The following is a 10754-nucleotide window of genomic DNA, read 5'->3' on the forward strand; positions in this document are numbered from 1 at the left end:
GGCATAGCATCGCGGCGTGGCCGCCTCAGAGCTGCCCGCCGCCGACCCGCGTGAGCGGCCGCGGGCGGAGTCAACGCGATCCCTCGCCGTGCGCACGCTCGACCGACTCGGCGAACTCGGCGCACGACCCGAGGACTCCCGTGACGAGCGCCTCCGCCAAGGGACGTTGATCTTCGCCTCCGTCCTCATCGCGGTGATCTCCGCCGTCTGGGTGGCGACCTACTTCGCTTTCGGCTACCCCACGTCGGCAGCGATCCCCGCGCTGTACCAGCTGCTGACCGTCGTGGGCCTGTGGGTGCTCTCCCGGACCCGGCGGTTCGACTGGTTCCGCACCGCGCAGCTGGTGGCCTTCCTCGTGCTCCCCGCGCTGCTGCAAGCCTCTCTGGGCGGCTTTGTCGCCTCGAGCGGGATGATCCTGTGGGCGATCTTCACCCCGTTGGTGGCCCTCGCCCTCCTGGGCGTCCGGCGCTCCGTCGGATGGCTGGTCGCGTTCTGCGTCGAGGTCGTGGTGCTCGCCGCACTCGACCCGCGCCTTTCCCAGACCCCTGCGGCGCTCCCCACGGCATTCGTGGTCACCTTCTTCGTGCTCAACGTCATCGGCACGTCGTTGAGCTCCTACGTGATGCTCGGCTACTTCGTCGAGCAGCGCGAGAGAGCACACGACGCGCTTGTGGCCGAGCGGGCACGGTCCGAACGCCTGCTGCTCAACGTCCTCCCAGCGCCGATTGCCGATCGCCTCAAGGCGGGGGCCACCGGCATCGCGGAGCACTACGACGACGTGAGCGTGTGCTTCGCCGACCTGGTCGGGTTCACCGAGCACTCATCGGTCATGGCAGCGGATGAGCTCGTGGCCCTCCTGGACCAGATATTCACCGCGTTCGACCACGTCGCCGGGGCCGAGGGGGTGGAGAAGATCAAGACCATCGGCGACGCGTACATGGTCGCGGGCGGGTTGCCCGACCCCCGGCCAGACCACCTCGAGGCCGTCGCCCGCACGGCGTTTGCGATGCGCGACGAGGTCGCGGCAATCGCTCGGCAGACTGGCCAGGACTGGCTTGCCCTGCGGATCGGTATCGACTCCGGTCCGGCTGTCGCCGGGGTGATCGGCCAACGCAAGTTCATCTACGACCTCTGGGGCGACACCGTGAACACGGCGAGTCGGATGGAGTCCCATGGGCTCCCCGGAGAGATCCAGGTCACCGAGCGGGTCGCCGCGGCGCTCGCGTCGGCTTTCGCGGTGCGTGCCCGGGGCGTGATCGACGTGAAGGGGAAAGGACCGATGGCCACCTACCTGCTCGAGCGCGCCGAGCCCCCGGATAGCTGAGCCGTCGATGCCGACGAGTGGAGGGCAAGGGCCAGAGGGGTCTGCACGTATCCGCGGACCAGTCGCCGATCAGCGCCACCGGTCTCCGGCGCGGCGGACCCTTCGCCTGGGTTGAAGTTGTCTTTGCGCAGCACGAGAGGCCACGCCACGATAGCCATGGTCCATGCGGGCCGGGCAGACACCTGCGTGGCCACGGGCGGGAGCCCCCTCTCAGCGGCGACTGGGCCTCACCATGGCCGCGGCGGCCCGCATCATCGACATGTGCCAAGGCACCACTCCGCGCAACCGCTGACACGGCGATGCGTCTCGCGGCCGCCAGCGGAGCCAGCCCCGGACGTGGGCTACCCTTCTCACGGCGTCACCGTCGGTGCAAGGTTGCAGCGTTCTTTGCAGCGGAGGTTTCAGCCATGCCCCGCCCTCGTGGCGTATGGCTGAAACCCCCTGACCTGCGGAAATGCCTGAGTGCTTGGGGTCTGAAGCGGCTGAGTTTGGGTCGCCACCGGGCTGTTTCTGGAACGTCGTACTCGGGCTGCAGGCCCAGGGCGCTTGATGGACGACAGGCGTGCGCCGCTCGACCGACCGCGTCTCCCGAGTTGTTTGACCGAGCATTCGAGCTGACTTCCCGTCCGGTCGATCGGTCATCACCGGCCGATGAGGGAGCTTGGCCCTGCAGTCGCGGCGAACCCACCGTGACGCTTCACGCCCGGGATCGATGCCCGACGGCTGGCGTGCTGGCCGGGCCCTCCTAACTGCCACTGATCGATGTGGGCCACCGGCACGGATGGCGACCTGTAAATGCCGGTGATACGTTCCGCGCGGGTCGGGGGGCTTGTGACCTTTCAGGGGGCTTTCCATGCGGATCAGATCTCGCGTCGCAATTGCCTTGTTCGCCCTGGCCTTGCCGGCCATGACTCTGGGGCCGGCGGTTATCAGCCACGCGGCGCCCGCAACACACCCGACGTTGTCCGGCCCAGAAGCAGCAGCCGCAGCCCAGATGGCCCAGGACTGGCATTTGTCCTGGGCCGAAGCGATGCGCCGCACCCAACGGCAGGGGGCGGAAGAGAAGCTCGCCGGTGAACTGGCAGAACACTATCCGGACCGGTTCGCCGGAGCTTACGTCGACCACCGCAACGGCGGCCGCCTCGTGGTGCTGTCTACCTCCGCCATTCCAGTACGGGCGCAGGCGCCGCAGGAAGGACTGGACCCCGCCACAGTGGCCGAGGCACCGGCGCGGTTTCTCCCTGTCACACCTGGCCGCTGACAACGCCAAGCTCGCGCGGCGTGCTCAACAACAGCGCGCCGGGCTGGGCTCGGCGCACACCTACCTGGACGTCCCGGCGAACCGCGTCACGGTGGTGCTGCCCTCCCACAGCCCCAACGCCACGGCCCGGAAGTCATTCCTCGCGGACGCGGCCAGCTACCCGGATGCGGTGGTCTCCAACGGCTCAACCGGGACGACCCAGGCCGCAGGATGCGATCAGTGGACCTGCCCGCCGCCGCTTCGCGGGGGCGTCGAGGACGACTACTTTGACGCCGCCAACCAGGGCTACCTGTGCTCCCTCGGCTTCATCGGGGTCGACCTGTTCACCAACAAGGAGGTCGCGATCTCGGCCGGGCACTGTCAGACCTACAACGGTCCCTACTCCTCCCCGAGCGCCGGGGACCAGTTCGACCTTGGCCCCACTATCGGCAACATGCTCCGCTACCAAAACGGCGGGAACGATGACGCTGAGGCCATCGACCTCGCCAGCGGCTTCTACACCCCGGACCAGACCAACTACGTCTACCAGCGCAACCAGCCCAGTTACATCGACCTCAACGGGCAAATCCAGAACGAGCAGTTCCAGATCACGGCCGTCGCATCCAACGCCCAGGTCATCAACGGTGTGTACGTGTGCAAGTCCGGGCGGACCAGCGGGTTCACCTGTGGCGACATCAACCAGACCGGCGTGTCCTCCACCGCATGTGAGAGCGGCACGAACAACTGCACCAGCTACACCAACTTCTTCGGCTTCACCGGGTGTGCCGCCGGCGGAGACAGCGGGGCCCCCATCTACGACCCGTCCGCCCACAAGGCCTACGGGCTCGTGTCCTTCGTCCCCACCAGCCAGTACTCGGGGTGCGGCGGAAGCACGAGCGGCGAGACCTGGGGCCCCATGATCGGCAACGTGACCTACGGCCTGCACGTCAGCGTCAACACCATCGACGGGTCCGCCTTGGTGTGACCACCACCGGGACCAGGGGACGGCCGCAACACCCGGCGGTCGCCCCCGGTCCCGGCCCGGTCTCATCCCTGCTTCGGTAGCCCGGGATTGAGTTGAACGTCGCCCACCACGGCCGCCGCCTTGACCTCACCAGGGCAACCGGCAGTCGGTTGCGTCGGCGAGAGCACATGAGCACCCACCAAGGCACCCTCATGCGCGAAGACGACGCCATCTCGCACTAGGTCAACACCGGGCCGGAACCGGGCCGTGACACCCTTCGGCCAGACCACCTGGGTGGGCGGCCCCGGGTCAGCAAGCCAGACACACCCCGAGCGCGCATCGCCGTGCAGCCGCCCCTCCACATACATCCCGACCGGATGCACACGCGCCGGCAGGTGCGTCACCGCCGCCGCACTCACGGCAAGTAGCGCCGCCCCACCGAGGGTGAAGGCCAACCCACGTCGCATATCTCCCCCAAAAGGTTCGCCCCGCATGGAGTTCGACGCCCGCCCGGCCGGGACGTGCCCACGGTACCGACGCCCGGCACGTCGCGGGCGATCAGCCACATCACACTTTGGTCGAGTCCGGCGGGCGGCACTTGTCGACCGAGGCAAGAGGGAAGGGGATCCACCCGGACGTCGCAGCGCGCGTCCCTGCGCGGCCCGGCCGGAGCCGCGGAGTCGGGGTCGTCCCTGCACCCGACCTAGACGTCGCCCGACATGGCTCTGCGTCGGAAGGACTCACGGGCGCCCCGGTTATGACCCACAGCCAGCTCTGGGCCGGCCCCACGACGGCGCCACCCCCAATGGGCTGGTCTACTGACCCGCGACACACCCAACGGATTCGGGCCGCCGACGCCAGCCCGATGACACTGTGGACGCAGGCGCTGCGGGCCTGCCCAGCTAGGCTGGGGAGGGGACGGGGCATGCCGTTGCTGCGTGAGGTGGAGGCGGCCTACCCGGCGACCAGGTTCCCCGACCGGGCGTGGGACCCCGATGTCGACAAGGCCGCGTTCCTGGCCCGGTCGCGTGGCGTCTTCGAGCTCTACTGCCGAGGCCTGCCGGCGGCCATGATCCCGGCCCGGCGCTCGATGGTGCGGTTCTTCCTGGACGAGGACAAGCCCGCCGGCTTCCACGTGCGACTACCGCCCAAGCCGTTGGAGGCGTTCGAGTCGGCCAACATCGCGGTCCCGGACAGGTTCGCCACCTGGGCCGAAGAGGACCAACTGAGAGCATGCCTGGAGGTGATCCATCAGGGGCTGCTCGGCCTCGGCCGGGCCCGGGGCTGGCCCCTGGCGCCGCTGGAGGCGCTGGAGGCGCTGCGCGACCAGGTGGCCGAGCAGGGCCTACGGCTATGGTGGGCCTCGGCGTGGAAGCTCAGCCCCAACCGGAGGCACAAGGCGCGCGGCGTGTACCGGATCTCCCCCGACGGCTACGGGCGAGTGCAGCTGGAGGTGCGTGCCGCCACCGGCCGAGACGAGATCCTCGCGCGCACCGAGGTGGACGCGTTGTGCGAGCTCGCCCTCGCCGACGTGCAGCAGGCACTGGTCAACGTCGCCGCCAAGCGGCGCCTCCCACCACCCCCACGATTGCCGGACAACGTCTACCGCAGTCGGCGTCGCACCAACGGGAGCTGAGTGTGAGCGACTGGGACCCCGAAGCCGTCGCGGAGCAGATGCGACAGCTCGGCCGTGACTGGGCCGAACGCTGGCCGCAGCTGATCACCTGCCACGTCGAGCGGCCCGCCCGCCTGCGCGGGTACATCGCGACGCTCTCCACCCGCCGGGACGTGGAGGACAGGCCGTTCCTGTACCTCATCGACGAGGGGCAGTGGGTCACCGCCGACAACGGGCATGGCTATCGGGACGAGATCGGCGATGCGGACTGGCCGCAGCAGGTCGACGACCTGGTCACCGCCCTGGTCGAGCACGGCTGCTACGTGCGCCGACTGTTCCGCCTGGTCCTCACCAACAGCCTGACCCCACTGCGCCCGTTCCCCGGCACATCGGTCACCCACGTGCCACCCCTGCGCGGCAGCTCGGATAGCCCTGCGCCGGCGCGGAGAGGGGCGTGGGCAACACCCGCAGCCGCGACACGCCAGCCATCCCAGGGACGATCGGGTGCGGGGAGCTAACCGTCCAGCACGATGACCTCGTGGTGCAACAACTGGTGCGGATCCTGGGGCGGGTCCTCGGACCGTGGGCGTGGTGGAACGTCGCCGCGTGGGCGGTCGGCCTGGCCGCGGTTGTTGGATATGCGCTCGGTCGGGTGCCGTTCCTTCCGGCGATGGCGATGTCGATCGCGGCGGGTGCTGCACGCAAGTGGCGGCTGCGCCACCACGCGCCCCACCCCCAAGGGGACCGGAGGTGAACCAGATGCGTCGTCTCCCGGCGACCCACGCGATCACGGTGAACGGCCGCGCCACCGGCGAGCTCCAAGGCGATCGCGGCCTGACGCCACAGCAGCACCTGCGGGAAGTGGTGTCTCGTCTCGAGGGGGTCGCCTTCTACGCCCTGTGCCTGTGGGCGATGCCGCCGGGCCAGAGGCTGGCTGACGTCGACCTTCGCCGCTGGCCGCAGGAGTACCTGCAGGCCGCCGGGTCCCAGGAACGGATGACCCTGGAAGTGCGCCGCCTCGTCGACGACGAACCCTTCCAGTACGTGCTCGGACATCGGATGTGGGGCGGCGCCGCGGCGGCACCGGATGAGGTCATCCGCTGGAACGGCCACACGACGGCGGTGCGGCGCTTTGAGGTGTTCACCGGGGTGGAGGCCGCGGACGTCTTCAGCCACTACCTGGCCACCGGCTGGGTTCCCGAGTCGGTCGGGCTGCGCCACCTGCCGCTGTAGCCAAGGCGGGCCATTGGATCCGCCGGGGGTGCCGTCGCTGGGGTCAGGAGGCGACCGTGCAGCAGTGGAGCGAGGGCCGGGTCGCCTCCCTGCCGAGCGGATCGACTCGCAGATGGGCTTGTGGTCACCCCGCGTCAGTCAGCGCGTGATGGCCAGTGCGTCGATGAGCGACCTGGCCGGGGTGGCGGACCGCAGGGTGATGGTGGCGTTGGTGAAGGCTCCCGTGGGCAGGGTGATGACGTCTCGGTGCCAGTTCGCGGAGGACAGGTAGATCCGCGTGACTCGACGGCTGCCGACGTACAGGTCAATCGCGCCCTGGTGCGGGCCGCGCAGGACGACGACGGCCACGCCGGCGCCGCTTTGGTGGTACGCACGCAGGGTGGCCCCGGTGAGGTTCAGGCGGGAGACCGTGCCGCTGAGCGCGAGGGTGCTGCTGGTGCGGGTCACTGAGGAGCCGGTCATGGCCCGGTCGTCGTACGGCACGGTGGCGCAGCGGTAGCTGGCCCACGGGGACACCAGTCCCACCCGGTCGCGGGCGCGAACGGTGTAGCAGACCTCGCCGCCGGCGGGGAGAGTGACGTGTTGCGCGGTGCTCGTCGTGGCCTGCCAGGCTGCCGGGTGCTGGAGCGCGCCCAAGGTCCCACCGGGAGGGGCGTACCGGTAGCCGACGTCATAGTTCGCGACCGCGACGTTGTCGCTGGCCCGGTACGAGAAGGGCGCTGACGTGGCACTCGTCCGGCCGATGACCAACGGTCCGGCGCTGGCCACCGTGATCACCGGACTGGTGCCGTCCACCGCGGAGCAGCGGCTGGCTGACCATCCGGCGAGGTTGCCGGCCTTGTCCCGGGCGCGGACCTGGAAGCAGGCGCCCTGCCCCGGGCTCAGGGGCTGCAGCGTGGCGCTGGTGCTGGTGGTGTGGTCCCAGACGGGCGGGTACACCCATGGCCCGTACGGCGCGCCGGTCGTGCCCACGTCCTGGTAGCGCACGTCATACGAAGCCAGGCCCGAGCCGGGCAGACCGCCGCCGGCCGAGGGGTCGGTGAAGGACCAGGAGAAGCTCACCTGGCGGGCGCCGTTGACCCGCGGAGTGCCCCCGGTCGACTGCAGCGCCGGCGCCGTCGGGTCCGCGGCCGAGCAGCGGCTCGCGGACCAGTCGCTGACGTTGCCCGCGTGGTCGCGCGCCCGCACCGAGAAGCAGGTATCCGCTCCGGGCGTCGCGGTCAGCTGCGCCGTGGTGGCTGTCGTCCCCTGCAGCTCCGCCGGCTGCACCCAGTCGCCGTAAGCGCCCCCGATCGGGCCCTGCTGGTAGCGCACGTCGTAGGAGGCGACCTGGCTGGGCAGCTCACCGGGCACGTCGGTGCTGTCGGTGTCGGACCAGTTGACCGAGACGCTGGTCCCGCCGACGCGAGGGGTGCCGGTCAGCGAGGTCAGGGTGGGAGCGGCCTGGTCCTGCCACGTGGCAGGAGCCGTGGTCAGCCAGTCCAGACCGACCACCCGCGGCAGCAGCGTGGTGTCGGCGTAGACCAGGCGGGGGCTGTCGCCGTCGTCGACGGTCATCATCGAGTTCGGCAACGAGTAGTAGCCGTGCAGCGGTCCGTACAGGCGGGTGCCGCCGCCGGGGCCCAGGTTCTGCACCTGCGCCACGACGTAGATGGTGCCGGCGGCGTCGGTGGTCTGGTGGACCCAGGCCACGAACCCGTTGCCGAGCTGGGGCAGCTGGGTGCCCATCGCCGGCGACCAGGGGATGTGCTGTGGGGCCAGGACCGCGTCCAGGTCCACGACGGTGTAGGAGGAGCCGCAGGCCACCAGGGCGAAGCGTCCGGCAACCTGCAGGTCGGGGTAGCTGAACCCGTTATTCGGGTAGGGGCACGCTGCCAGGCCGCTGGCCACGGTGCGCACAGTTCCCGTACCCGAGAGGTCGGTGGCCACCAGGTTCCCGTTGGCGTCTGGCCCTCGCCACAACGTCCACCCGTCGACGGCGATGGGCAGGGTGGAGTCGATGGTCTTGAGTCGGTCTCCGGTGCGCACGTCATCGAGGGCAACGGTGCTGCTGTCCGGGGCGCTGACGAGCACCCTGCCGCCTCGGCCCAGGACCAGGGTCGAGTCCTGGCCGACGTCGCGGTGCCCTCCCGGCCATCGGGCGGTGAACGTGTGCGGGCTGTAGTTGTACGGGCCGGCGGCGTCGGTCAGGACCACGTCGCCCCGGGCCGCCACGAGGGAGCCGGTCATCGGGTCATCGCCGGTTGCCGGCGCCGGGTTCCACCCCGTCGAGCCGTCCGCCGCTGTGACCAGGACCGAACCCGACCCCGGGGCGTAGGCGTCGCCAAACCAGGCCGCGACCTGGTTGTTGCTCAAGCTCAGGGCGCTGACCTGCTTGCCCAGGACCGGCAGCTCCGCAACCTGGTGCACCGGTTGGCCGTCGTCGGCGAGGGTGACGACCCGCCCGGTCGGGGTGTCGTGCAGGAACAGCGCCACGGTGCCGTCGCCCATGGACCGGGCGGTCCCCACGTCAGAGGCGACCGCCGGCTGGAACGCTCCGGCGCTCGGGTCCAGCGGCTCCAGGTGGGAGCTGTAGATGGTGTCGCCGTCCTCCAACCTGATGGCCGCCAAGCGGTCACCGAAGGCCAGCCACTGGCGGACGATGCTGGTGCCGGAGACCGTGACAACCCCGGGATTGGAACCGTCGAGGTCACTCCAGTGGACATCGTCGGTATCGCGCACGCCCTCATCGATCCAGAAGATCCGGTGCGGGGTCACGATCATCGGGTCGTACCACCCGGCAGCAGCCGTGATCTGGTGCGCCGCGCCCGTGCTGAGGTCGACCGTCCAGATCTTGCCGGTGTCACGGATGGCCAGGGTGGTGGCGGTTGAGGCCGTGGCCATCTCGGAGGAGGGCACGCTGAGAGTCACACCCGCGACCGAGACCGGGTCGGTGCCGGGCCTACGGAGAATCGCCTGCCCGCCGCCGGCACCACCAAGCCGGCTCAGCACCCACGTGCCTGCTTCGTTGATGAGGGACTCAGCTGCAGGGACGTCGGTCGTCCACGTCGTGGCCCCGGACTCCGGGTCCGTCACTGTCACCCGGGAGGCGCCGGGCTGCCCCGGCACCGATCCCAGGGTCACCACCCCGCCTGGCGTCAGCGGGGGCTGGTTCTCGTTGGGAGGCCACGTCAGTGTCCTGACGGGGGCGCCGTCGCTGACGCGGCGGATCACCGTCTGCGGGGGGTCGTACTCGTCGTGCTGCCGCATGTCGTAGGCGACGTAACCCGGAGCTGCCTCGATCCACAGGGACCCGGCGCTGCTGGCCGGGTTGATGGGCAACTCGCGGCCAGCCTGCACGGAAGGATCCACCTCCAGCGCGGCGACCGTGGGCGACCCAGCCAACGCGGGCGCCGCCAGCAACGCCAGAACACACGGTGCCACAGCCCAACGCGCGCGACCCCGCCCCACTCCAGCCACAACAGCCCCCTGATCCCACCGGAGCACAATGCTCACGGGCACGGCGCGCAGACTACAGCCCGCTGCGGCCAGAAATGCCCGCTTGATCACATTGACGGCCCTCTGCAGACGAAAGCTGATTCTGACCGCCGACGCCCAAGTCGCGGGCCAGGAGGCCGACGCCGGGGGGCTCACCCGTCTTCTCACCCGAGTCGGACCTCGCCCAGCCCACCTTGACCGCCCTCACTGAGCCGTTGGGATTGCTGAGCGCACACGTCCTGAAGGCCTGGGAAACCGGTTCGTGCCCGTCTTGAACCGGGCTCGCCGGACCGTCGCAGGCTCGCGATCTGCCTGTTGATCAACTCGAAGACCGCATCGAGAACCGGCTCTCAGCACCTAACCCGTGGTCGCGACCGAGAATCGCGACGGCAGTCCGACCACTACTACTACGGCCTCGACTTCGAAATCGTCCAGGCAGGGCGACGATTCGCCCCATTGGGCGGGGATGTCCCGAACGAGGTCTAACTCTCCCGCGCAGAGGCGTTGTCTCCAAGGTGCCGCTCGTGCAGCATGGCCTTCGCTGCCCACGTCCGGGGCACACGGGGGATCAGGGGGAAGCTCATGCGTGCTTCAGGGTGGGTTGTCGCCGCGGCCGCGGCGTGTGCGTTCATCGGTGGAGGTCCGTTTGCCTCCCTGGCCTCGGCGGCGACGGCGCCACCGAGCATCAACAACACCAGCATGGTCAACGGCGGCAAGCCCTGCGCCACGAGCACACCGCTGCCGACGGTCGGAGGGCTCGGGAACATCCTCGAGGCGGCCCGGACCGACACCGGCAACAATGACCCCGTCTACACATTCACATTCGAGGTGTGGCCCACCTCCGACCCCACTGCCGTCACCGACGTGTCGGCCAACACGTACGCCTCCCGACTCCTGGCCA

General features: G+C 69.9%; 9 protein-coding genes. 8 read left to right on the forward strand and 1 reads right to left on the reverse strand.

Annotated features, from left to right (window positions below):
• Positions 1-16 precede the first annotated feature (16 nt).
• The 7 genes from VF825_RS18335 to VF825_RS18365 all read left to right on the forward strand — a co-directional run bounded on the left by VF825_RS18335 (position 17) and on the right by VF825_RS18365 (position 6376).
• Positions 17-1324 carry an adenylate/guanylate cyclase domain-containing protein gene (locus tag VF825_RS18335; RefSeq protein ID WP_331116070.1) on the forward strand — a complete coding sequence of 436 codons (1308 nt, stop codon included), beginning with the start codon at positions 17-19 and terminating at the stop codon, positions 1322-1324.
• 853 nt (positions 1325-2177) lie between these two features.
• Positions 2178-2585 (forward strand): hypothetical protein, encoded by a 408-nt coding sequence (locus VF825_RS18340; protein ID WP_331116072.1) that lies wholly within the window; start codon positions 2178-2180, stop codon positions 2583-2585.
• A 91-nt stretch (positions 2586-2676) separates the two neighbouring features.
• On the forward strand, positions 2677-3549 hold the full coding sequence (locus VF825_RS18345) for a hypothetical protein (protein WP_331116074.1): 873 nt from the start codon (positions 2677-2679) through the stop codon (positions 3547-3549).
• A 904-nt stretch (positions 3550-4453) separates the two neighbouring features.
• Positions 4454-5164, forward strand: coding sequence for a hypothetical protein (locus tag VF825_RS18350; RefSeq protein WP_331116076.1), 711 nt, complete (start codon positions 4454-4456; stop codon positions 5162-5164).
• A 2-nt stretch (positions 5165-5166) separates the two neighbouring features.
• Positions 5167-5661, forward strand: a complete 495-nt coding sequence (locus VF825_RS18355; protein ID WP_331116078.1) for a hypothetical protein — start codon at positions 5167-5169, stop codon at positions 5659-5661.
• A 20-nt stretch (positions 5662-5681) separates the two neighbouring features.
• Entirely contained in the window at positions 5682-5897 is a 216-nt protein-coding gene (locus VF825_RS18360; RefSeq protein ID WP_331116081.1) for a hypothetical protein, read from the forward strand.
• A gap of 5 nt (positions 5898-5902) precedes the next feature.
• A complete protein-coding gene (locus VF825_RS18365) occupies positions 5903-6376 on the forward strand; it encodes a hypothetical protein (RefSeq protein ID WP_331116083.1) in 474 nt (157 codons plus the stop codon).
• A 138-nt stretch (positions 6377-6514) separates the two neighbouring features.
• Here VF825_RS18365 and VF825_RS18370 read toward each other — a convergent pair whose 3' ends face one another.
• On the reverse strand, positions 6515-9697 hold the full coding sequence (locus tag VF825_RS18370; RefSeq protein WP_331116085.1) for a hypothetical protein: 3183 nt from the start codon (positions 9695-9697) through the stop codon (positions 6515-6517).
• A gap of 738 nt (positions 9698-10435) precedes the next feature.
• Between VF825_RS18370 and VF825_RS18375 the strand changes: the two genes are divergently transcribed.
• On the forward strand, positions 10436-10754 hold a 319-nt coding region (locus tag VF825_RS18375; RefSeq protein ID WP_331116088.1), incomplete at its 3' end, for a hypothetical protein.

This window comes from Oryzihumus sp., assembly GCF_036391795.1.
In the GTDB taxonomy this organism is placed as follows: Bacteria; Actinomycetota; Actinomycetes; order Actinomycetales; family Dermatophilaceae; genus Oryzihumus.